Below are 22344 nucleotides of genomic sequence, written 5' to 3'. Positions count from 1 at the left end.
CGGGTGTACCGGCGGGGATATCCGGCCGCCGATAGCGGGCTTTCCTGCTCCAGAAAACCCGGACTCGACGGTGATTCACGGCTTCCCGGGAACTGTCTGTGGCGACCCACCGAACCCGTTCATCGGCATCGAGGCGGTTCTGGACCCGGCGGTCGGTCCCGACTGGGACGGACTCGGCGTCGCAGCGAAGTATCGGTTCGGCTACGAGGTTGGGCCGGGCCTCTCTGCAGACGCGTACGTCGTCGGGGTGGAGCGAAACGGCGCGGCACGTGCGTACCCGCTTTCTATCCTCTGGTGGCACGAAGTCGTCAACGACACCCTCGGCGGTGACCCGGTACTCGTGACCTACTGCCCGATTTGCCAGTCAGGGATGGTTGCGGAGCGTCGTGTCGACGGCACGGAGGCGGTGTTTCAGGTCTCTGGGCACCTCTGGCAACCGCCCGCCGTCTACGGGTTCGCCAGCGTCGAGGAGGGCCGGACGTTCGGTGCATCTGCGTCGTCCGGTGAGGCAGAGGTCCGGAACTCGGGGAATCTCGTCCTCTACGACGAGGAGACGGGGAGTTACTGGAGTCAGCTACTCGCGAAGGCGATTTGCGGGTCGCAGTCGGGCGAGCAGATGCGTATCCTCCCGTCGACAGTGACGACGTGGGGTGAGTGGCGCGAAGCGCACCCAGAAACCGACGCACTCCTTCCCCCGCCGTGGTCGAAGACGGCGTAACCGAGTCGCGTCGCGACACACTCGGTGTCGAAACCGGAGACCAGCGCCGAGGGCGCAAGTTCCTTCGTGTGTCAGCGTGACCCGGGTTCATGCACATCGAACGCCTCGCAGTCGACCCGTCTGTCGGCCTCGCGATGCCGCCACAGCGACTTCTCGACGCACTCGCGGACCTCGACGTGCCGGTCGAACTCGTCGACGAAGACGAGCAGTTCGGACCCGGCGACGCCGTCGTGTCGTTCGGCCACCGGGACAGTTTCATCGACGCGGACTGGGTCCACTGCATCCGCGCAGGATACGACGAGTTCCCCGTCGGCGTCTACGACGAGGCAGGGACGTACCTCACCAACAGCACAGGCATCCACGGGACGACGGTCGGCGAGACGGTCATCGGCTATCTGCTGACGCTCGCGCGCAGACTCCACGTCTACCGCGACGCACAACACGACCACGAGTGGACGCGCCCACGGTACGACGAACCGTTCACGCTCCGCGACGAGCGCATCTGTGTCGTCGGCCTCGGCACACTCGGGCAGGGAGTCACCGACCGTGCCGCCGCCCTCGACATGGACGTGGTCGGCGTCCGCCAGTCCGGCAAACCAGTCGACGGCGTCTCGACAGTCTACACGCCCGACCAGTTGCACGAAGCGATTCGTGACGCGCGGTTCGTCGTGTTGGCGACGCCGTTGACCCCGGAGACGGAGGGGATGATTGCCGAACCGGAGTTCGAGACGATGCGAGACGACGGGTATCTCGTGAACGTGGCGCGTGGGCCAGTCGTCGACGAAGCGGCCCTCGTTGCGGCGTTAGAGCGCGAGGCGATTGCGGGTGCTGCGCTCGACGCGTTCGACGACGAACCACTCCCCGAAGACTCGCCGCTGTGGGACTTCGACGAAGTCGTCCTCACGCCTCACGTCAGCGCGGCGACGAGCAAGTACCACGAAGACATCGCCACGCTCGTCCGTGAGAACGTCGAGAACATAGCCGCCGGCGAGGCGCTTACGAACCGCGTCGTCTAATCGGGAACGGCCTCATCGACCGTTCAGAGGAACTTGAACAGGTCGTCGCGGCCCTGTTCGTGCAGGTGCGAGCGGAGCGCCGTCTCGAGGTTCGAGATATCACCGCGCTTGGCGGTAATCGGCGCGACGACGTTTCGCCACTGCTTCCACGGTGGGAACAACCCGAGACGGTCACAGAGTTCGTTCAGGCGTTCGTCTCTGTCGTCGACTTTGTCCATCTTGTTTACCGCGACGACGGTCGGAACGTCGAGTTCGTCGAGGAAGTAGAACATCTCCACGTCGTGCGGGATGGAGTCTTCTGTCGTGTGACGGTCGATGATGTCGATGACACTCTTGCCGTCGACGACGAGGACCGCCGCGAGGATGTTGTCGGCGTTCTCCTCGATGTAGCGGACCACGTCCGTCTTGATTGCCTCACGGGTGTCGGCGTCGACGCCGGACATGAACCCGAACCCGGGGAGGTCCGTGAACATGAACTTCTCTGCGTTCCAGTCGAAGTGGTTGGGTTTGCGGGTGACGCCGGGTTTCTTGCCCGTCGTGAACTTGTCGTGACCCGTCAGTTCGCGCATCAGTGTCGACTTCCCGACGTTCGACCGGCCGACGAGAACGATTTCGTCGCGATTCGGTCGGTCTTCGAACATACCGAGGCTTCGCCATCACGACAGATAAGAGAGACGGAACCGACTCGGTGCGACACGATAGTCAGCGGGGTCACGGACTGCAAAAACACTGCCTCGCCACTCGTCGTTTCGTTCGTCGAGAACACACGGTTCGGAGGCGACAGCCTCCACAGCATGTCACCCCGGGGCGTGTGGTGGGTTACGACCGAGTCGTCACACCCAGCTTTCGGGTAATTCGCTGGCGTTTCGGTCCAACAGGCGGAGCACCGGTTCGATTTCGTCGAACCGCGGCCCGCGTTCGATAGCACCGCTCTCGCGGTCCCACGTGATGAACTTCGCGCCATCGAGTTTCGGGAGATGGAGATGGTACAGTTCCACCTCCAACTGTTCGTTGTCGGCATCACCACCGTCGGCAACGACCTGTGTTGCTCGTCCAAGGCGCCCGACGTCACCCTCACAGAGGTCCATCAACAACCGTCGCCGATGGATGTTTCCGAGGGCGTCGAACGCATCGTCGAGACGAGGGGAAGGAGTCGCCGCCATCGTCATCGTCCCCACTGGGCTATCGCAGGGACCACGGGGCGCTCGGCAGACGCCGAATCAAAGCGCCGCTGGGCGGTCTTCACGGAATCTCGCGAGGGATTCCTCGGAGACACCACCTTCTGTCGAGTCTCTCGCGAGACAGTTCCAGTCGACAGCGTGTACGCTGGAGTGCCCCCACGGCACTGCTGGATAGCGTACAGATGTCGAGAGTTGTGTGTAGTCACGCTCACTTCCCCACCAACTAATCACTAGTACAATCATACCCTCGTTGTGCTTTCACACTCCGGCCGTTCAAGTGAGGGCGAACGTTTGAGCGCGTCAACGCCGGTCACGACTGGGAATGAACAGAGGGTTCAAGACCTTGTAACGAGAATTCGGGGTGAGATGGCCGTAGTTGCTGAGTTGACGATTTCTTCTGAAGACTTCGACCTCGGTCGAGTGACGTCCATCGCTGGAGGCATGCACATCGAACTCGAGCGTGTCGTCCCGACCGGGGATGACATCATGCCCTTCTTCTGGGCGAAGGGCTCTAACTTCGAGCAGTTCGAACGGGCCGTCCGTGAGAATCGTATCGTCGAGGAACTCCAGGCCGTCGCCAAGGTCGGAGATCGCGTGCTCTACCACGTCTACTGGGGGGAAACTGTCTCGAGTCTGACTACCATCCTCACTGAGAGTGAAGCGACAATCCTCGAAGCACACGGGAACACCCCGTGGTCCTTCCGACTCCGCTTCAACGACCACGCGGGCCTCACCGAGTTCCACAACCTCTGTCAGGAGGAGGGAATCGACTTCCACGTCGAACGCATCTACACCCTCGTCGAAGAAGAGACGGGTGTCTACACGTTCGACATCACACCCCAACAGCAGGAAGCGCTCGTCACAGCCGTGTCTGAGGGATACTTCGAGGTGCCGCGACGAACCACACTCAAAGAAGTCTCCGGACAACTCGGCATCAGTCCGCAGGCCGCGTCTGAACGCATCCGGCGCGGCGCAGACACCGTCCTCCGGAAGGTCCTACTGTCCCGGTCGGCAGCAGACTTAGACTGAATTCGGTGGGGCCAGAGTTAGATACGCCTGACCAGTCGAAGTGACTCGGGAGCGTCGTCTGTGCCGACCGAGGCCACGACTTCGAACCCCTGCTCTCTGTAGAACGAGAGCATCTCGTCGTCACCATCCGGACACCAGGCCCACTGCTGGCGCGCGCCTGCGACGACCTGTTGTGCGGTGAGTGTCGTGAGAACCGCGTTCCCGGCCTCGGCACGATGTACCTCCGGGTGCGTGTGGAGCGAAAAGACCTCGCCAGACGCGTCGTCGGTGAGTCTACCGCCACCGGCGGCGACGACAGTATCGTCTTCGACGGCGACGACCCACCCGTGGTCACCGTCCGTCCGTTGGACGTCACGCGCGAGTCGTTTCTCGTCGACCCGAGTCTCCACGAGTGTCGCCGTCTCGTCTCGTGCGGACTCCCCACTCCCCGCGTCACGCCACCCCGTGGCGCAGATGTGCGCGATGTCCGATACGTCGGTCTCTCTCGCAGTCCGGACGAACATACCCACTATTCGTGGAGGACTCGCAAAATTGTTTCGTGCAGATAGCTCGTGCAAAGAAAATAACTCGCAATCGGAGAAAAATCTCTGGTGAGCGAGGCGAGGACCTTTCCTCGATGCGGGCCAGAGACGACACCGAGATGGACAAATCGGACCTCCGGGACGCGGTGTGGGACGAACTCGAAACGTCGGGTGTCGCCCGGTTCCCGTTTCCGCCTCACGGTCGTATCCCGAACTTCGACGGTGCGAACGTCGCGGCCGAGCGACTGGCCGAGACGTCTGCGTGGACCACCGCGACGACAGTGAAGGCGAACCCGGATTCACCGCAACTTCCGGTTCGGCGACGTGCCCTCCGCGAAGGCAAGACCGTCTACATGGCCGTCCCCCGCCTCCGCGACGAGGAGTGTTTCTACGAACTGGACCCCAGTCGTCTGGACGACGACCATCTCGATAGTGCACCCACCGTGTCGCACGTCGAGGAGTACGCCGACACAGTCGGCCCGGAATCCCTCCCGGTAATCGACCTCGTCGTCTCGGGGTCGGTCGCAGTCACCGAAGACGGCGCGCGAATCGGGAAAGGCGAAGGGTTCAGCGACCTCGAATACGCGGTCTTGCAGGGTCTCGGTGCCGTCGACGACACGACCACCGTCGTCACGACAGTCCACGAGAGACAGGTCCGCGACGACGCCCCAGAACCGGACGACCACGACGTGCCGATGGACCTCGTCGTCACGCCAGAGCGAACGATTCGAACCGAGACGCCGTACCCGCGGCCATCTGGTATCGACTGGTCGGCCCTCTCGGACGAGCAACTCGCCGAGATGCCGGTACTACGACGACTCCGTCACGACTAGCGACAGCGGGGGCCTTCGGTTCGCCAGCGTGACCGACGTGGGACCGGCGAAGAGACTGGCAGAGAGAAAGTCGGTGGGGAGGACACTGCCGCCGACGGTGACGAGTTCGTCGACGAGTGGCACAGTGCCGAGTATCGACGTGAGAATCGCACCGGCGACGAAAGCTAACAGCAACAGGACGACCACGAACGCGGCGCGGGTGCGGGCCGAGTGCGACCCCGAACGCCCGGCGGTTCTGGAGGAGTTCGCTCGGGACAACTCGTGTCGAAGGTCGTCTCGTTCGCGTTCGAGTTCTTCGAGTCTGTCGGTTCGAATCGCCTGCACACCGACGCCTGTTCGTTCGAACGCCCGGGTTACCTCGCGGACGAGTCTGTCCCGAAAGTCGTCGTCGCTCAGCGACGTCCGTTCAGTAAGTTCGCGGACGTTCGCTGTCACCGTCTCAGTAATCTCCGTGAGACGGTCGTCGGCCAGTCGTTCTTCCCACTCTTCGCGGGCCGATTCGAGTGCCGATTCGGTCGTGCCGAGTGGCCGGAGTGGACTCGAACCGGTCCCACCGGGAGTGACGACGAGGAGTGCGTCGTCCGTCTCGGGGACGCGTCCGTTGTTCCCGACTGCGAAGGACCCACGGAGGCGTTCGTCTTGCAGAATCTGTTTCACCACCGCGAGGCCAGTCCGAACGTCTCGGGTCTCGAAATCGGCGTGCCGTCCGGTCCGAAGCAGGTGCGAGACGTACTCACGCTGGTCGCCGAGTGTGACGTCTTCGGAAGACACCTCCGAGAGAGCGAGGAAGGTGTGGACCCGGTCGTTGTCGGACGTCGTGTCGAGTCGCCACCCGAGTTCGTCTACCCGGTCTTCGATTGCCTGCCGACACGCGACGAACAGCGACTCGACGTCGTCGCCGCTGAACGTCGCGTAGAATCGGTTCGACCGTCCGCCGGGCCGGTCGTGGGCCCGAAACGCGCAGACGAGTGTGGGGTTCGCCCCCGTCGTGTCGGCGTACAGGAGGACTTCCTTGCGGTCGAACCGTTCGTATCGGTCTTCGGTCGGACCGTCGCCCATCACTGGGTCGCCGAATCGGTCGTATATCTCGAGGTCGGTCATCGTCCTCGGCCGAAGTAGTCCAACAGGCGGTCGAATCCGACCGGGACCAGGTGTCCGTCCGCAGTTAGCGACGGAACGCGATGGATTCGCTCTTCTCCACCGTCGACACCGTCGCCGTCCGCCTCGTACGACGCCGGTCGGGTCTCGAACCACACCGGGTGAATCGTCGACCCAGTCGCTCTCTCGACGAGGGAACGCACCTGTTCGCGCCGGGTGAGCGTCCGTTCGACGTACTCGCTGAAGTCGTCGAACGCGGAGTACGGGTCGAGACCGGTCTCCTGTTCGAACGGTTCGACGAGGAGGTCACACTTCGTCGCCACGAGGAGGACCGTCTTCCCCGCCGTCTTTTCGACGATTTCGTGGTACGTTCCGATGTCGAGTGATTGGCCCGTGACGTGTTTTTCGACGTCGATGGTGAGGACCAACACGTCCGCGGCGGCGACGCCGTGTTTGATGTCCTCCATCGCGTCGACGTTGAACCCCTCGGCGTCGACGTACTCGCGCAACTGCGCGTCGTCCATCGTGATGATGTCGGGAACGAGTGAAAGCCACTCACCAGCGTAATCGACGGTCTGCACCTCGACGTTCTTCGGAAACGCAGTTCCGTGGACGAACTCGAATCCGAGGCGCGTCGATTCGTCCAGGTCGTTTCCAGGGATGGGCCACCAACTGTTTCCCGACCCCGACATGCGCATCAGTTTGTCGTCCACCTCACCGAGGAGGTGGTACAGTTCGCTGTTCGGGACGGGGTCCATCTCGTTGGTGACGCCTTCGGTCGCCTGATAGTACGCACCGAGCATCAACAGCGATTTCCCGGACTGAGACGGGCCGAGGACGAAGAAGTTCGTCTCGGCGTCGTACTCGATGAACCGCCCGAGTGTGACGACGAAGACGCTGGTGAGGGCCGCGTCCACGAGGAGGTTTCGACCGGCGGGGTCGGCGAGTCCGACCCCGCTGTCGACCGACGCCGACGACTCGAGTATCGGCAGTGGATACTGGACGTGTGCTTCGAGAAACCCGACGACGACGAGGAGTGACCCCAGATAGAACACCCACTGGGCAGCGTCGCGGAACTCGGTCTTCCTGCCTTCGAGCAGGCCGGGGATGTCCCGAAGACCACCGAGGAGGACACCCACCAGTAGTCCGGCCCCCAACCATTCGAGGTTGCCCGAGAGGTTCAGATTCCCGCACACGAGGCCGAACTGACACAGTCCGACGAGTGCGGTGAGTGTTCCGACGACGAGGAACAACCCCTGGAGGCGCTTTTTGGTGTCGAACAGCAGTAACAGCACGACGAGACCCCACCAGACGCCGAGGAGCAGGACGGTGAACGACGCCAGACTGAGGACTCCGAGGTCGACCGGAATCAACACCAGACGGTACGCGAGTCCTCTGGACTCCCACGCGAGGCCGAGCATCGGTGCCAGCATGGCCGACGCACCGACCACGACGAGGAAGTACGCGACCACCGAAATCATCTCGTGGTTGTCGGTGAACGCACCGAGTCGCTCCCGAATCGGTGTCGAACGCGCGTCGGGCGTGCGTGTCTCAATCGTCTCCATCGTCTTCGAGCGATACGATTTCGTCTGGGACGCCAGTCGCGTTCGCAGCGGTACTGTCGCCGTCGGTGAGCGTCGTCGTTTGTACCTCGATGTCGCCGTCGAACTGCTCGTCCGACGACGGGTCGGTTATCAACACTCGCTCGAACGAATCGAGGAGCGTAGACGTCACCTCTGGGTCACTCTGCAGGAACGTCCGCACGTCGTCGGTGTACTCGACGTTGAACATCGACTTTCGACGGACGAAGTTCCCGTCTTCGAGACCGTACGCGTGGTGAATCAGGATGTCGTCGCCCAGTTTCGACTCGTATTCGTAGTACTTCTCGGCGTACCCTTCCGGGCCGACCATGAGTCGGAGGTTGTCGAGGAAGACGCCCGTGATGAACGACGTCATCCCAATCTCCCACGCCCCGCCGAAGTCGCACTCCCACTGGCCGTACTGGGAGTTGTCGAGTTCGAACGCGTTCTGGAAGGGCGACTGCAGGTCGACGATGCCGTGGAGTGACGCCTCCGAGGCGAGACCCACGTGAACGTCGATGCCGTCGTACCGACGCTGGTCCGCTATCAACTTCCGCTTGCGCAACCCGCAGTACTGAGTCGAGCGCGCTTTGTCGGCGAGTTCGTCGACGTGGCCGGCCAACTGCTGTTTCTCCTTACGGTTGTCGAGCACGTCGCTCTCGGCGAGTCCGCTGTTACCCGTCGCGAGGAAGATGTTGTGTGGTTGGATGTGCTTGCGGAAGGTGTACTCCTCTTCGACGGCCGTCTGCTGTGGGTTCGTCTCGTCGAGCGATTTGATTCCTCGCTGGTAGGCGTCGAGGTTGCGCGTGAACGCCTCCGTGTGCGTGTTCAACTCGGTGACGGCGTTCTGCGCGTCGGCGTACAGTTCTTCGATTGCACGCCGTTCGTCTACCGTCGCCACCATGCCCTCGACGCGCGATTCGAGTTTGCCGGTGTCGGCGAGTTCGCGTTCGAGCGCCTCCTCGACGACTGCGCGAATCTCTTCGAGACTGCTCCCGTTCTCGACGTGGTCGGCGATACGGTCCCGTTCGCTCGGACGCGGGGACGGAACAGTCTCGTCGAACGTCGAGAGAATCTCCGAGCGGAGTGTCTCGCGGCGCTCTTCGACCTGGTCGAGGAGTTGCTGCCCGTCGAATCGGACCGTACAGGTGAACTCGCCGCCGTCGTCGGTGACTTCGAAGACCGGGAGACTCTTGTTCCGAAGTTGTGCCCGCTGTGCACTGAACTGCTTTTCGTCGCTCTTTCGCTGTTTGGCGCGCTGGGACTCCCACGGGAGGTACTTCGAGACACCTTGGTCTGCGTACATACCGTAGTGGGCGATTCGCGCCTTCTTCGCCATCTCTACCGAGTCGACCACGTCGGACGCGTCGAGGTACACCTCGGCCGCTTGCAGGTCGTCTTCGACGTCGGCGAGTGCCTCGTTGATTTCGGTCACGTCGATGGCCTCGACTTCGTCCGGTGAGCGCGCGCGCTCGACTCGTCTGCGGAAGTCCTGCAGACTCGACCGGAGCGTCTCGATATCCCGCCGCAGTGGTCTCGATTCGAGTGCGTCCAGTCCGTCGAACTGCTCTTTGACTGCCGCGACCCACTCGTCGGTCTTCCGTTCGACTTGCTCGGACTGCTCGGCGCGGAGTTCGTCTAACTCCTCACGGGTCTCGTGGAGTTCCGACTCTGCTTGTTTTCGGGCCGTCTGTGCGCGTTGGTGTTCACCGCTCAGTTGGGTCGATTTCGCACCTGCGTTCCCTTCGCGGAGGCCCACGAGGTACTCCAGCGCGTCGCGGACCTTCGGGTCGGAGACGCCTTTGAGACGTTTGAGAATCTGCTTCCTGCGGCCGAGGAGGACCACGTCTTCGCGGAGTACGTCGGCGACGAGGACTTCCTCGGAACTCGAATCCGCGTTTTCGAGTGCCCCGGCCTCGACGGACCCGACCATGATGTCTATCATCGTGTCCAGCGCGTGGCCCTCTTCACGCTCGTCGGCGCTCAGTTCGGCCCGTGCCGAGTCGAGAACCTCCGTCCGGAACACGGAGGTCACCTCGTAATCGAGGTCCTCGAAGAGTTCGAGCGAAATCAGCGTCTCCAACTGAGCGATACGGCGCTCCAAATCGACCTTGTCTTCGTCGCTGAGTTCGCCCGACGACTCGGGGTAGTGGGTGTCGAGGAACGCACTGACCTCGTCGTAGAGTCGCTTCTCGGCGCTCATCGACTCCGACTTCTGGTCGAGGTAGTCGCCGACGGTGGCGCGGAACTCCTCTATCGCCTCGGTGTTGTACCGAACGAGGTGTGGGACTGCCACCGTGAACGGGGCGTACGGCGACGACGTGAACGACTCTTCGAGGTAGTACTGGCGGTTGTAGTACAACAGGAGCGAGTAGACGAACGCCTCGTCGAACTCCTTGAGGTAGTCCACGCTCGGACTCATCTGGTCGGCCTTTCCGCCGTAGGACGTCGGTTCGATGGAGAAGAGAATCTGGTCTTCGAATAGGTCTGCTCCCGACAGCGAGAGGTACTCGAGTTCCGAGAGCATCGCGAAGGCGTTGGCGTTCTCCTTTTCCCCCTCGGCGTTGTTCGGGAGGACACCGAAGAGGGTGACTTCGGCGGTCGATTGCTCCCGCTTCAGATGTTCGACGAGGTCCAAGAGGAGTCCGGCACCCGTCCCACCGCCCAGTCCGACCAGCATCGCGACTTCACCCTTCTCGGGAAGGTCGACGACTGCCTCGATGTCGTCTTCCGCGTAGGCCTTGTAATAGAGCGCCTTGCTCAACCCACGTTTTCGGATGACGCCTTTGGCGAAGTCCAGATTCTCGTTGATGTGGGCGGGGCGTAACCACCAATCTTCCCGGTCCATGCCGTTTCCGGCAGTGATTCGCTCGACTTCGGCGTCACCGACCATATCGAGTTGGCGGTTGAGTCGGATGTTCTCGGTGAGGAGTTTGTAGTCGACGTCGATTCGGCCGGGTCTGTGCCGGTCGTCCTGGTCTCGATACGCTTCTTGGATACGACGGATGCGGCGTTTGATGTCGTCGACTCGTTCCCAATCACCACCTCGGTCGCCACCCGTCGCCTCTCCTTCCGCACTATCGATAATCGTGACCTTCGTCTCGAGTGGCGTTCCTCGGGGTTTCAGTATCTCTTCGAGGACCCACTGGGTCTCGAGCAACTCGAACGCGAGTTGTTTCCCTGCACCCCCGACTGCGAAGATTCTATCGGGAACGTTCATAGTGTCGGTCAGACGATGGTCGTGTCAAAATGTTAATCTTTTTTCACTGCTTTCGGAATTACACTTTACTATTGAAAAAGTACCGTGACACTATCTCGAACGTGGTATTCTGTCAGACCGAAGTTCGCGAGGACGGGAGCGTCCCGCCGAGAGTCGGACAGATTCCGCCAGCGTCCGGTAGCTAGCGCTGCGAACGGCACCGCCACGACTCAGCCCCCTGCTTATTTGGCCACCGGGAGCGACGTGGGAGCGTGCGACTCGTACAGGTGCTGGTGCCGACAGGTAAACGCGAGACGGTCCTCCGGACGCTCGACGAGGAGGGCGTCGACTACGCCGTCTCTGACGAGTCTTCCGGGCGTGACTTCGTCGCCGTCGTCACCTTCCCAGTTCCGAAGGAAGCGGTCGAACCAGTCTTACAGCGATTGCGGGATGCGGGCATCGAACGCGACGCCTACACCGTCGTCGTGAACGCCGAGACAGTGGCGTCGAAGCGGTTCGACGCACTGGTCGAGAAGTACGAGAACGACGAAGAGAACGGCGACAGAATCGCGCGCGAAGAGTTGGCGTCGAAGGCAGCGGACCTCGCCCCGTCGTTGCCCACGTACGTCGTCATGACAGTCATCTCGGCAATCGTCGCCACCGCCGGCTTGCTCCTCGATTCACCCGCCGTCGTCGTCGGGTCGATGGTCATCGCGCCCCTCGTGGGTCCCGCGATGGCCGCGAGCGTCGGCACCGTCGTCGACGACGACGAGATGTTCCTCAGAGGGGTTCGGTTACAGGCGCTCGGTGGGATGTTGGCCGTCGGTGCGGCCGCCCTGTTCGCATTCCTCCTCAAGGGAACGGGCGCTGTCCCGCTGTCGGTCGGTGAAGTGCTGTCGATTCCCGAAGTCGACGAACGACTCGCACCGGACATCCTCTCGCTGGCAATCGCGTTGGGTGCCGGTGCAGCAGGCGCAATCTCCCTCTCGTCGGGTGTCTCGACGGCGCTCGTCGGCGTCATGATTGCCGCCGCGTTGGTCCCGCCGACGGCCGTCGTCGGTATCGGCCTCGCGTGGGGCGCACCAGAAGCAGTCGTCGGGTCGGCGATTCTCGTGTTGGTGAACATCCTCTCTGTCAACTTCGTCGCCATCGGCGTCCTCTGGCAACAGGGGTACCGCCCGGAGCGCTGGATTCGCCAGAGCGACGCTCGGCGGACCACCATCTTCCGCATCGCCGCCCTCGGAATGGGACTGCTCGTCCTGTCGTCGTTCCTCGGGGCAGTGACGTACACGACTTACCGGAACGCTGGCTTCCAGGCCGACGCACAGGACGCCATCGAAGACGTGCTCGCAGACACCGACGCCCACCTGTTGGCACTCGACGTCAGGCACGACGGTGGACCACTACAGGAACCCGAGGCAGTCGTCGTCACCGTCGGGCACGACCCGTGGACCGACCCACCCGACGTCCAGTCAGTCCTCACAGAACGGGTGAACGAAGTCGCACCCGACCCCCTCTCGCCGTGGGCGGCGGACGAAGTGAGCGTCGAAGTCCGCTACGTCGCCGTCTCCGAGTAGTGACTCACAGCGTGCGTGTACTCGCAGTCTGAGACGGGCGCGTTCGATAGGTACAATCGTTCTTTGTCTCTTACGCGGATTGAATATCTCATCTGTCCTCTAGAGAGTATGAAACGACGCATCATCGCCCCACTCCTCATCGCGGGTCTCGTCTTGCTCGCCGGGTGTCTCTCTGCACCGCTCCAGACGACGCCGGGAAGTTCGGATGGCACAGACGCGACGACCATCTCGACCACCGGAACTGGCGAAGTCACCGCCGAATCTGACCTCGCCGTCGTCACCATCGCCGTGACTGCGACGGCCGACTCCGCCGACGAGGCGCGTGGTATGGTCGCTGACGACGTTGCCGCCGTTCGGACGGCCCTCACGGACGCCGGCATCGCCGAGGACGCCATCCAGAGCACTGGATTCCAGATTTACCCCGAGTACGACTACGGCGGTGAGGAACGCGAACTCGTCGGCTATCGCGCCGCCCACACGCTGACCGTCGAAGTCGCTCCTGACCGCGCTGGAGAGGTCATCGACCTGTCTGTCGGCGCAGGCGCAGACGAGATTCGCGGCGTGTTCTTCACGCTCACCGACGAGAAGCGCGCCGAACTCCGCAGCGAAGCCCTGACGAACGCCGTCGAATCCGCGAAGGCTGACGCCGACACCGTCGCCGCCGCGGCCAACCTCGAAATCACCGGTGTCCACACTGCCAACGTCGGCGGTGGGTACTCGCCGGGACCGTACCCCGTCGCGTACGCTGAAGACGCCGCGCGCACTACCAGTGCCGGCGCACCGACCGAACTCACGCCCGGTCCCGTGACCGTCTCCGCGACGGTTCAGATGGTCTACACGGCAGAGTAGACTGACCGGACGAGCCACGAACCTCCGACCCGCTGACCGAATCGAACCCGATTCGGCCCTCCACTTCTTCGAACCAAAAATCAGACAGCCGACTCCTCCGAAGACGGCCTACTCGTTCCGCGACGGCGGGATGTCGGGGTCGAACCCGACGGCGTCCGCGGCGGCGTCGAGGACGGCGTCGACGTTCTCGCCCGTCTCGACACTCATGTAGAGGTCGGCGTCCATGTCCGTCGAGCGGTCGCTCTTGTTGCAGACGGTGAGGACCGGGATGTTGCGCTCTTCGAATCGCGCCTTCACGGCGTCACGGAGTTCGAGTTGTGACTCGATGGGGTAGCCACACTCCTCGCTCGCGTCGGCGACGAAGATGACGGCGTCCGCGAGGTGTTCGATGGCGCTCACGGCCTGCCGCTCGATGTCGTTTCGGTCGTCTTCCGGCCGGTCGAGGAGGCCGGGCGTGTCGATAATCTGGTAGCGGATGCGTTCGCGGTCGAAGTGACCGATTTGGACGCCCTTCGTCGTAAACGGGTAGCGAGCAATCTCGTTCGACGCGCGGGTCACGTCGTTGACGAACGACGACTTCCCGACGTTCGGATAGCCGGCGACGACGATGGCCGGTTCGTCGGGGCGGATGTCGGGGAGGTTCTTGAGGGCGTCACGGGCCGCACCGATGAAGAGCAGGTCGTCTTCGACTTCCTCGACGACGCTCGCCATACGCGCGAACGCCTGTTTGCGGTGTTTCCGCGCGAGGTCGGCGTCCGTCTTGCGGAGTTTCGGCTGGTACTCACGGGCGAGGTTGTCGATTTGCCGCGAGGCCCACATGATTTCGGAGAGGCTCTTCCGAATAGCGTTGACACCGTTTATCGTCTCGCCGGTGTCCGTCGTATAGCCCTGTACAGCCTGCGCGACGACGGCATCGGCGAGTTCACCGTAGAACGGGTCGACGAGTTCGAAGTCCGGCCACTCGACGACGACGTTCTCGAGGTTGTCCGAGAGGATGTTCGACGCCGTCTGGAGCATCGACTGCTGAGCCTCCAACTTGTTCTGCTTCGCTCGCCCCGAGCGTGCGGCCCGCGAAAAGGCCTTGTCGATGAGTTCGTCCGACCGGGGCGTGGTCGGGAGAGACTCGAAAATCATTGCAGTCGGCTACAAGGTCGAGGCGTAAAAGCGCGTTTGTTTGGGTTTCGCCGCCTCGTGACGCGAATTAGCCGTGCAGGTCATCCGCACGGGTCGGCACCGTCGGAGACACCAGTCGTCGATGGGTGAGGCCACCGTGTGCGCCACGAGGTTCTTACGTGATGACGAGGTACCTCAGGGTATGGTCGATTGGAAGGCAGTCACCATCGGGTTCGTCATCATCCTCGTCCTCGGGTCTGCAGGGCTCACCCTCCCGATTATCGGGCAAATCGGTGCCGGCCTCATCGGTGGCTTCGCCACTGGCTACCTCGCCGGCGGGTCACTCGGCAACGGCGCGTGGAACGGCCTCGTCGCTGGGTCCATCTCCGGTATCGTCGTCAGTATCTTACTGGCGCTTCTCGGCAGCGTCATCGGGTTTGTCGGCGGCCCACTCGGGAGCATCTTCGGTGGTGTCAGCGTGTTCGTCCTCGGGATTATCCTGACGCTCGTCTTCGCCATCGACAGCGCACTGGCGGGGGCACTCGGGGCGTGGGTGAAAGGCTGAACGCAGGATTCGGTCGGCGGTTACTCGCCCATATCGAGGTACTCTTGTTGCACCTCGACGACGTCTGTCGAGTCTGCACACTCGCTGTAGCGACGGAGCGGTTCTTCGTTGAGTTCGAGGAAGGTGTGCCCCCAGCGGAACTTCGAGAGAATCTCCTCGGCCTGCGGTTTCTCGCCGAAGATGACGAGTGCGGCGGCTAACGCCTCGACAGTCGTCAGTTGCATCGGGCGCCCGAAGTTGACCGGGTTGGCGGCGACGAGATACGGGAGTGCACGGTGTTCACCGGGGAGCGAGAACATCGCTTCCCCGGCCGACTCCCACGAGCAATCGAGCGCCACGAGTGCGCCAGTCTCCTTGTCGGCAGGCGACAGCGCTTTGTCGGCGTGCGGGTTGAGGACGACTCCGTACGGCGTCGCCCGGTCCGACCCGTGGAGGGCCGCCATGTCGAACCGTTCGAGTTTCTTCGCCGTGCACTTCTTCGGGTCGTCGTCACCCTCGTATCGAACGTGCAGGTCCACACTCGGGGTACGTGGGTGTGTGAGAAAAGCGTCTCGAAGGCGGGATGCAGAAGCGACCATCGTGACCGTAAGAAATCCAGTTCCGGCGTCGGATTCTTCTGACTCGGACACGAAGAGAACCCGTGCACCCCGACGCGACGTATCTGGCGCGGCAGTATTACACGGCGGTAGACGAACACGGGTACGACGCGCTCACGGACCTGCTCGACCCGGACTTCGTCCAGCATCGGGGAGACATGACGCTCGACGGGCGCGACGAGTTCGTCTCGTTCATGCGCGACGACCGACCCCGAAAAGACACGACGCACGTCATCGACCGATACATCCAGTCGAAGTCCGACGACGAAATCGTCGTTCGCGGCCACCTCGAAGACAGTACGGGAGACGAGTTGTTCGTCTTCCTCGACCGGTTCCGTGCCCGAGATGGGAAGATTGCGGAGTTGAAGACGTTTATCCGTTCGCCGAACTGAATCCCTCGGCGATCGGTTCTCCACCAGTCACTCGCCAACTCTGACGCTGGTCGGTTCGCCGCGACACCGTCTCGAAGTGTCGTTCGGTCTGAGATTTCGGCCACACATCTATCAGTGATGCAACCAATATAGAAGAGATGCGCGAGAAGTTCACGAGACGAGCGTTCGTCGCCACTGCCGTGGCAGCGTCGCTCGCGGGGTGTGGCGGGACATCTCCAAGCACGAGTACCCGGGAGACTGCCACGGAGACGACGGCGACACCGAGGCCACCGCGCGAACCATCCCTTCGACGTCTCGCGACGAACGTCACCGGCGCCGAGTTCACTGGACTGTTTCTCAGCGACGACGGCCACTTCTTCTTCAACGTCCAGCACCCGGACCACGGGAACGACCCCCCGTTCGCCACGGGTGCCGTCGGCGTCGTCACGAAGTACGATATGAACTCCCTCCCGTTCGACTTCGAGAGCGTCTCGGTCCCCGACGACCCGTCGAAGTCCGTCGAAACCGCCGTGGGTGAGTACAAAGTCCTCGCAAACGGCGGGGACGAGATTGGCGACGCGAGAGCGCTCGGTGTCCCCTTCTCGCCCGACGGTGAACCGCTGACCTCCGCGATCAACCCCGACTTCAACGGGTTCATTCCCGTGAGCGACACCGAGGGCTACCTCTTCACCGATTGGGAAGACCACCCCGGGATGGTGTCGCGGTTACACCTCGAAGACCCATCGGGCGAACGCGATTGGGAAGTCGTCGACGGGATGAATCTCGACTTCGAACCCGTCGAGGGGACGTGGTTCAACTGCTTCGGCACCGTCTCGCCGTGGGGGACACCGCTCTCCTCGGAGGAACTCATGTTCGCCGACACTCGCGAGTGGAACAACCCATCCTTCGAGACGATAGACGACGTGGAGAACCTCGCGAAGTACCTCGGGTACTACCCCAATCCGTACCGCTACGGCTACATCGTCGAGATAACCGACCCGAAGGCCGATTCACCGACGCCGGTCAAGCACTTCAGCATGGGTCGGTTCGCACACGAGAACGCCGTCGTGATGCCCGACGAGCGAACCGTCTACCTCACCGACGACGAAGTCGCGACGGCCTTCTTCAAGTTCATCGCCGACGAACCGGGTGACCTCTCGGCAGGGACGCTCTTCGCCGCGGCAGTGACGCAAGACGACAGTCGCGACGTTGCCACCACCGGGTTCGACATCGAGTGGGTTCGACTCGCCCACGGGACGAACGACCAAATCGAGGCGTGGATTGCCGAGTACGACGGCATCACGCAGGACGACTACGCCGACGAGGAGAACTCCTACATCACCGACGCGGAGATTCAGGCGTGGGCCGACGGCGACGCCAGCGACGACAGAGTCGCGTTCCTCGAATCACGAAAGGCCGCCGGCGCACTGGGTGCCACCGTCGAGTTCCGGAAGATGGAGGGAGTCAACGCCCGCGCGGGCGTCGAACCCGGAGAGTACGCCTACGTCGCGATGGCCGAGATAAACGAGGCGATGGTCGATGGGCGAGACCACATCGACGTCGAACAGAACGACTACGGCGCGGTCTATCGGATGCAACTCGGCGACGACTACGACGTGAACCGGATGGAACCGGCCCTCGTCGGTGGGCCGTCGGGCCTCGTGTGTGAGTCGTGTTCCACCGACGACGGCGACGACTCGCACGTCCTCTCGAACCCGGACAACCTCGTCGTGATGCCCGACGGCCGGGTCATCGTCGGCGAAGACTCTGGGCTCCGGCAACCGAGTATGCTCTGGCTGTTCGACCCGGGAACCGAGTAACAGCAGACAGAAGCGGGAGTACGAGAAGAAGCGTCGGAGCGGGCGACTCAGTCTTTCTTGCCTGCGCCGACTGCTGCCTCGCCGACGGGTTCGTGGCCTTCGATGACTTCGCGGCCACCCATGTAGGGTTGGAGCGCTTCCGGCACGTCGACGGTGCCGTCTTCGTTCTGGTAGTATTCGAGGAGTGCGACCATCACGCGGCCGACAGCGGTGCCCGAGGCGTTGAGCGTGTGGAGGTACTCCGCCGACTCGTGGCGCTCGGGCCGGTAGCGAAGGCCTGCGCGACGGGCTTGGAAGTCCTCGAAGTTCGAGGCCGACGAGACTTCGAGCCATCGGCCACCCATGCCGTCGGGACTGTCGTCCGATTCAGTTCCCGGTGCCCACACTTCGAGGTCGTACGTCTTCGCCGACGCGAACGTGAGGTCGCCGGTACAAAGCGAGAGCACGCGGTACGGGAGGCCCAGTCGGTCGAGAACCTCGGCCGCTTCGTCGACGAGGGCTTCGAGGCGGTCGTACGACTCGTCGGGGTCGACGAAGTTGACGAGTTCGACCTTGTTGAACTGGTGGACGCGGACGATACCGCGCGTCTCGGTTCCGTGTTCACCCGCCTCCTGCCGGAAGTTCGGCGTGTACGCTTGGTGCTTCAGTGGCAGGTCGTCCTTCAGGAGGATTTCGTCGCGGTACATGTTCGTGACCGGCACCTCGGCGGTGGGGCAGAGCCACAGGTCGTCGTCCTCGTAGTTCTCGGTCTCCGACCCGCCGATTCGGTAGGCGTCCTCGGCGAACTTCGGAAGTTGGCCGGTCCCCTCCATCGACGTGGTCTTGACCGGAATCGGCGGGAAGAGGTCCACGTACTCCTGTTCGCGGTGTACGTCCAGCATGAACTGGATGAGCGCGTGTTCGAGCATCGCGCCCTCACCCTTGAGGAAGTAGAAGCCCGACCCCGTCGTCTTCGCGGCGCGCGCCTCGTCGATGATGTCGAGTTGCTCGCCGAGTTCGTAGTGCGGCGTCACCTCGTCGGGGAGTTCGCGCAGGTCGTCGAATCCGACGCGACGGACTTCCTCGTTGTCCGATTCGTCCGTGCCGAGGGGGACCGACTCGTTCGGGATGTTCGGCAGTTCGAGGAGTGCCTGGTCGAGTTCTGCTTCGAGGTCCGCGCTGCGCTCTTCGAGTTCTTGCAGTTCGTCTTTGAGTTCGCCCGAGCGCTCGATGGCTTCCTGGGCCTCCTCGTCTTTGCCTTCCTGCTTCAGGGTTCCAATCTTCTGGCTGACCTCGTTGCGCTCGTGTCGGAGATTGTCGCCTTCGGCTTTCAGCGAGCGCCACTCGTCGTACACGTCGAGGATGTGGTCGAGGTCCACGTCCTCCATCCCGCGTGCCTCGAGTGCATCACGGATTCGCTCCGGTTCGTCGCGGAGCACTTGTCTGTCAATCATTGATTCGTGGTTCCCCGGCCGGCGGCAAAATCGTATCGCATCACAGAGTGCGTCGACGGCCCCGTGTGCGAGGAAAAGAGCGTGTGAGAAGTCGTATCGTGTGACCGATTACCAGAGGAACATCGGCCAGACGAACTGGAAGAGGAACCAGATGAGAACCGTGAGGACGCCCGTCATGACGAGGTTGAGGACGGTCCCGGCGCGCATCATGTGCGCCTGCTTCAGGTGACCGCTGCCGAAGACGATGGCGTTCGGCGGCGTCGCAACCGGAAGCGCGAACGCGAAGGAGGCGGCGATTGCGCCGGACACGGCGAGGAAGACGGCGGCAGCAACGTCAGACAGACCGAGCGTCGCGGCGAAGACACCACCGATACCGATGAGGACTGGAACGACGATGGTCGCCGTCGCGGTGTTGGAGGTCATCTCCGTGAGGAAGATGACGAGCAGGACGACGGCACCGACGACGAGGACGATGGGTGCGCCCGTGAGTGACCCGAAGACGGCCTCGGCAAGCCACTTCGTCGCGCCCGTCGAGGCGAACGCGTCGGCCAGTGAGATGCCGCCACCGAAGAGGAGAATCGTCCCCCAGTCGATGTCGGCGAGTTCGTCCCACTCCATCGTGTCCGCGAGGACCAGCGCCGGAATCGAGAACATCCCGACCATCACGTAGTAGAGGAGGCCCTGATGACCGGCGACGCCGAGGAGCGTCATCCCGTCACCCGTCCCGAACAGGGTGTTGAACACGGGCTTCGAGAGGATACCTTCGAACATGATGTCGAGGCCTCCGAGGACCCACAGACCGGCCGTGGCGGCGAAGATGTATGCGACGCGACGCCCCCGCGGTGAGAGTGCCCCCTCTTCTGCGAGGTACTCACGCGCCTGCTCGCGGGCACCCTCCACGTCGTCGATTTCTGGCGGGAAGAACCGGAACGTGAGGAGGTACCAGACGAGTGGGAGCGTGATAGCCACGATTGGGAGGCCGACGAGCAACCACTCTGCGAAGCCGATGTCGTAGCCGAGCAACGCGTTGAGTTGCGTGGCGACGACGGCGTTCGGCGGCGTGCCGATGAGCGTGCCGACGCCACCGACCGAGGCGGCGTACGCCGTCCCGAGGAGCGTCGCGACCTGCATGTTCGAGAACTCGTCTCTGTCGGCACCGGCGTCGTACACCTCTTTGCGGCCGAGGACCTGCGCGAGGACGCCCAGTGCGATGGGCGTCATCATGGCCGTCGTCGCGGTGTTCGACACCCACATCGACAGGAACGCCGTCGCGAGCATGATGGCGAGGATGAGTCGCCGTGGCGACGACCCCATGACTGCCATCAACCACAGGGCGATGCGGCGGTCGATGTTGTACTTCTGCAACGCGTTCGCGAGCATGAAGCCAGCGACGAACAGGAAGATAAGGTGGTCGGCGAACCCCGCCAGCGCAGGGTCGATGTCGCCGTACACACCGTAAGCGGTGAGCATCACCGGAATAGACAGAGCAGTCACCGCAAGTGGGAGTGCGCCGGTCACCCAGAGCGTTCCCGCAAATACCATAGTGGCCAATGCGTACTGTCCTCTCGTCGAAAGCCCCTCGAGAGACGGCCCGAACGCGAGTGCGAGCGACGCGACGAGCGCGAACGCGAACACTACGATTCTGCCGCGAGAGGTCTTCGTGAAGCCGCGTATCATTGATACACTCTATTGCTAATGGTAATCATACTTAATTATTTTCGATGCGGTAGGGAAGTGATAGCACAGTGAACAGAATGCGGAGCGAGCAGGTCGGGAGAGAGACGCCGACCGAACGCTTTTGCTCCCCCACGACGGCCGTCAACTATGGCCATTGGCGACGTCGAACCCGTGCCGAACAGCACGGACGTCTATTACGTCGATACAGGGATGTACGAAGTCGAGAAGTACGGGTCGGTGTTCCTCATCGACGCGGAGAAACCGGCGCTCATCGACACGGGCATCGCCGCGGACCGCGAACACGTCTTCGGGATGCTCGACGAAGTCGGCGTCGACGACCTCGAATACATCCTGCCGACGCACGTCCACCTCGACCACGCCGGCGGTGCTGGGTATCTCGCCGAGCGATATCCCGACGCCACCGTCATGACACACGAAATCGGTGCGCCGCACCTCGTGGACCCGACGCGACTCGTCGAAGGCACGAAGGCCGCCGTCGAAGACCAGTGGCGCTTCTACGACGACCCGCTTCCGATAGACGAAGACCGCGTGGAACCACTCACCGACGGCGACGAAATCGACCTCGGCGACCGGACGCTCACCGTCTATCACGCACCGGGCCACGCGCCGCATCAGGTCATGTTCCACGACGACGGCGACGACGTCCTGTTCGTCGGCGACGCGATGGGTATCTGGGAACCGAAGACCGAGACCCTTCGTCAGACCTCGCCACCGGCGCAGTTCCACCTCCAGAAGGCGCTCGACGACGTGCAGACTATCGAAGCTATCGAGCCAGAGACGCTCTGTTTCGGCCACTTCGGGCCACACGAGTACACGAAGGACTTCGCCGAGGAGTACAAGCGCGTCCTCGTGGAGTGGGTCGAAGCAATCCGCCAGAAGCGCGACGAACTCGGCGACGACGAGGCAGTCATCCAGCACTTCGTCGAACACACGCAGATGGACGAGGTGTGGGGCGTGCGGAAAGCCCACGACGAAGAGCGACTGAACACCCGCGGCGTCCTCGGGTACCTCGACTACATCGGCGACGACGAGTAGAAAATCGGCGTCTCCGACGTCCTTCCTCGATACTGTGGGCATTCAACCGACTCAACGTGCATAGTTTTAAATGTTGAATCATTACTAACAGGATATGGATTGGCGCGACGCA

The 22344-nt window shown here is 62.8% G+C and carries 20 protein-coding genes; 10 read left to right on the top strand and 10 right to left on the bottom strand.

Annotation, left to right across the window (positions count from 1 at the left end):
- On the top strand, positions 1-718 hold a 718-nt coding region (locus AUR66_RS02630; protein WP_058570969.1), incomplete at its 5' end, for a DUF3179 domain-containing (seleno)protein.
- 89 nt (positions 719-807) lie between these two features.
- The gene (gene ddh, locus AUR66_RS02625) at positions 808-1734 is read left to right on the top strand and encodes a D-2-hydroxyacid dehydrogenase (protein ID WP_058570967.1); all 927 of its coding nucleotides are present in this window, start codon (positions 808-810) and stop codon (positions 1732-1734) included.
- Between the two features lie 23 nt (positions 1735-1757).
- Here the strand turns inward: ddh and engB are convergent, their stop codons facing one another.
- Together engB and AUR66_RS02615 are read right to left on the bottom strand one after the other, a co-directional pair.
- Positions 1758-2375 (bottom strand): GTP-binding protein EngB, encoded by a 618-nt coding sequence (engB, locus tag AUR66_RS02620; RefSeq protein WP_058570966.1) that lies wholly within the window; start codon positions 2373-2375, stop codon positions 1758-1760.
- Between the two features lie 192 nt (positions 2376-2567).
- Positions 2568-2897, bottom strand: a complete 330-nt coding sequence (locus AUR66_RS02615) for a DUF7344 domain-containing protein (RefSeq protein WP_058570965.1) — start codon at positions 2895-2897, stop codon at positions 2568-2570.
- A gap of 384 nt (positions 2898-3281) precedes the next feature.
- Here AUR66_RS02615 and AUR66_RS02610 point away from each other — a divergent pair, with 384 nt between their 5' ends.
- Positions 3282-3944: a helix-turn-helix domain-containing protein gene (locus tag AUR66_RS02610; RefSeq protein ID WP_058570964.1), complete on the top strand. Its 663-nt coding sequence runs from the start codon at positions 3282-3284 to the stop codon at positions 3942-3944.
- Positions 3945-3961: 17 nt separating this feature from the next.
- Here the strand turns inward: AUR66_RS02610 and AUR66_RS02605 are convergent, their stop codons facing one another.
- The gene (locus AUR66_RS02605; RefSeq protein ID WP_058570963.1) at positions 3962-4447 is read right to left on the bottom strand and encodes a GNAT family N-acetyltransferase; all 486 of its coding nucleotides are present in this window, start codon (positions 4445-4447) and stop codon (positions 3962-3964) included.
- A gap of 137 nt (positions 4448-4584) precedes the next feature.
- On the opposite strand from AUR66_RS02605, the gene AUR66_RS02600 reads away from it, so the two are divergent.
- Positions 4585-5298 carry a 5-formyltetrahydrofolate cyclo-ligase gene (locus tag AUR66_RS02600; RefSeq protein WP_058570962.1) on the top strand — a complete coding sequence of 238 codons (714 nt, stop codon included), beginning with the start codon at positions 4585-4587 and terminating at the stop codon, positions 5296-5298.
- Here AUR66_RS02600 and AUR66_RS02595 read toward each other — a convergent pair.
- Genes AUR66_RS02595 through AUR66_RS02585 form a run of 3 tightly spaced genes read right to left on the bottom strand, consistent with a single transcriptional unit; the run spans position 5275 to position 11196 of the window.
- Complete coding sequence (locus tag AUR66_RS02595; RefSeq protein WP_058570961.1) at positions 5275-6399, bottom strand: hypothetical protein; 1125 nt, start codon at positions 6397-6399, stop codon at positions 5275-5277. The genes AUR66_RS02600 and AUR66_RS02595 overlap by 24 nt on opposite strands.
- Complete coding sequence (locus AUR66_RS02590; protein WP_058570960.1) at positions 6396-7961, bottom strand: hypothetical protein; 1566 nt, start codon at positions 7959-7961, stop codon at positions 6396-6398. Before AUR66_RS02590 ends, AUR66_RS02595 begins: the two co-directional genes overlap by 4 nt.
- Positions 7948-11196, bottom strand: coding sequence for a tubulin-like doman-containing protein (locus AUR66_RS02585; protein WP_058570959.1), 3249 nt, complete (start codon positions 11194-11196; stop codon positions 7948-7950). The genes AUR66_RS02590 and AUR66_RS02585 overlap by 14 nt, the downstream gene beginning before the upstream one ends.
- 251 nt (positions 11197-11447) lie before the next feature.
- Here AUR66_RS02585 and AUR66_RS02580 point away from each other — a divergent pair, with 251 nt between their 5' ends.
- Together AUR66_RS02580 and AUR66_RS02575 are read left to right on the top strand one after the other, a co-directional pair.
- A complete protein-coding gene (locus AUR66_RS02580) occupies positions 11448-12752 on the top strand; it encodes a TIGR00341 family protein (RefSeq protein ID WP_082682101.1) in 1305 nt (434 codons plus the stop codon).
- A gap of 108 nt (positions 12753-12860) precedes the next feature.
- Complete coding sequence (locus AUR66_RS02575; protein ID WP_058570958.1) at positions 12861-13601, top strand: SIMPL domain-containing protein; 741 nt, start codon at positions 12861-12863, stop codon at positions 13599-13601.
- Positions 13602-13709: 108 nt separating this feature from the next.
- Here the strand turns inward: AUR66_RS02575 and AUR66_RS02570 are convergent, their stop codons facing one another.
- Complete coding sequence (locus AUR66_RS02570) at positions 13710-14735, bottom strand: NOG1 family protein (RefSeq protein WP_058570957.1); 1026 nt, start codon at positions 14733-14735, stop codon at positions 13710-13712.
- 181 nt (positions 14736-14916) lie between these two features.
- Between AUR66_RS02570 and AUR66_RS02565 the strand changes: the two genes are divergently transcribed.
- Entirely contained in the window at positions 14917-15279 is a 363-nt protein-coding gene (locus AUR66_RS02565; RefSeq protein WP_058570956.1) for a DUF5518 domain-containing protein, read from the top strand.
- Positions 15280-15299: 20 nt separating this feature from the next.
- Here the strand turns inward: AUR66_RS02565 and AUR66_RS02560 are convergent, their stop codons facing one another.
- Positions 15300-15797 (bottom strand): DUF367 family protein, encoded by a 498-nt coding sequence (locus tag AUR66_RS02560; protein WP_058570955.1) that lies wholly within the window; start codon positions 15795-15797, stop codon positions 15300-15302.
- Between the two features lie 122 nt (positions 15798-15919).
- Between AUR66_RS02560 and AUR66_RS02555 the strand changes: the two genes are divergently transcribed.
- Complete coding sequence (locus tag AUR66_RS02555; RefSeq protein ID WP_058570954.1) at positions 15920-16267, top strand: nuclear transport factor 2 family protein; 348 nt, start codon at positions 15920-15922, stop codon at positions 16265-16267.
- A 137-nt stretch (positions 16268-16404) separates the two neighbouring features.
- Positions 16405-18066 carry a PhoX family protein gene (locus AUR66_RS02550; RefSeq protein WP_058570953.1) on the top strand — a complete coding sequence of 554 codons (1662 nt, stop codon included), beginning with the start codon at positions 16405-16407 and terminating at the stop codon, positions 18064-18066.
- 47 nt (positions 18067-18113) lie between these two features.
- Here the strand turns inward: AUR66_RS02550 and serS are convergent, their stop codons facing one another.
- Positions 18114-19499: a serine--tRNA ligase gene (gene serS, locus AUR66_RS02545; protein WP_058570952.1), complete on the bottom strand. Its 1386-nt coding sequence runs from the start codon at positions 19497-19499 to the stop codon at positions 18114-18116.
- Between the two features lie 108 nt (positions 19500-19607).
- The gene (locus tag AUR66_RS02540) at positions 19608-21176 is read right to left on the bottom strand and encodes an SLC13 family permease (protein ID WP_058570951.1); all 1569 of its coding nucleotides are present in this window, start codon (positions 21174-21176) and stop codon (positions 19608-19610) included.
- A gap of 147 nt (positions 21177-21323) precedes the next feature.
- On the opposite strand from AUR66_RS02540, the gene AUR66_RS02535 reads away from it, so the two are divergent.
- Positions 21324-22232, top strand: coding sequence for an MBL fold metallo-hydrolase (locus tag AUR66_RS02535; protein ID WP_058570950.1), 909 nt, complete (start codon positions 21324-21326; stop codon positions 22230-22232).
- Positions 22233-22344 lie beyond the last annotated feature (112 nt).

The sequence above is a fragment of the Haloferax profundi genome, from assembly GCF_001469865.1.
Lineage (GTDB): Archaea > Halobacteriota > Halobacteria > Halobacteriales > Haloferacaceae > Haloferax > Haloferax profundi.
Note: the sequence above shows the minus strand (reverse complement) of the source record. Positions and strands in the feature narration are given on the sequence as shown.

Coding starts and splice junctions, on each gene's coding strand:
- AUR66_RS02600 (WP_058570962.1), top strand. CDS start 4,585: ATGGACAAATCGGACCTCCGGGACGCGGTGTGGGACGAACTCGAAACG.
- AUR66_RS02610 (WP_058570964.1), top strand. CDS start 3,282: ATGGCCGTAGTTGCTGAGTTGACGATTTCTTCTGAAGACTTCGACCTC.
- AUR66_RS02550 (WP_058570953.1), top strand. CDS start 16,405: ATGCGCGAGAAGTTCACGAGACGAGCGTTCGTCGCCACTGCCGTGGCA.
- AUR66_RS02615 (WP_058570965.1), bottom strand. CDS start 2,897: ATGGCGGCGACTCCTTCCCCTCGTCTCGACGATGCGTTCGACGCCCTC.
- AUR66_RS02565 (WP_058570956.1), top strand. CDS start 14,917: ATGGTCGATTGGAAGGCAGTCACCATCGGGTTCGTCATCATCCTCGTC.
- AUR66_RS02570 (WP_058570957.1), bottom strand. CDS start 14,735: ATGATTTTCGAGTCTCTCCCGACCACGCCCCGGTCGGACGAACTCATC.
- engB (WP_058570966.1), bottom strand. CDS start 2,375: ATGTTCGAAGACCGACCGAATCGCGACGAAATCGTTCTCGTCGGCCGG.
- AUR66_RS02575 (WP_058570958.1), top strand. CDS start 12,861: ATGAAACGACGCATCATCGCCCCACTCCTCATCGCGGGTCTCGTCTTG.
- AUR66_RS02585 (WP_058570959.1), bottom strand. CDS start 11,196: ATGAACGTTCCCGATAGAATCTTCGCAGTCGGGGGTGCAGGGAAACAA.
- AUR66_RS02595 (WP_058570961.1), bottom strand. CDS start 6,399: ATGACCGACCTCGAGATATACGACCGATTCGGCGACCCAGTGATGGGC.
- AUR66_RS02540 (WP_058570951.1), bottom strand. CDS start 21,176: ATGATACGCGGCTTCACGAAGACCTCTCGCGGCAGAATCGTAGTGTTC.
- AUR66_RS02605 (WP_058570963.1), bottom strand. CDS start 4,447: ATGTTCGTCCGGACTGCGAGAGAGACCGACGTATCGGACATCGCGCAC.
- AUR66_RS02535 (WP_058570950.1), top strand. CDS start 21,324: ATGGCCATTGGCGACGTCGAACCCGTGCCGAACAGCACGGACGTCTAT.
- ddh (WP_058570967.1), top strand. CDS start 808: ATGCACATCGAACGCCTCGCAGTCGACCCGTCTGTCGGCCTCGCGATG.
- AUR66_RS02590 (WP_058570960.1), bottom strand. CDS start 7,961: ATGGAGACGATTGAGACACGCACGCCCGACGCGCGTTCGACACCGATT.
- serS (WP_058570952.1), bottom strand. CDS start 19,499: ATGATTGACAGACAAGTGCTCCGCGACGAACCGGAGCGAATCCGTGAT.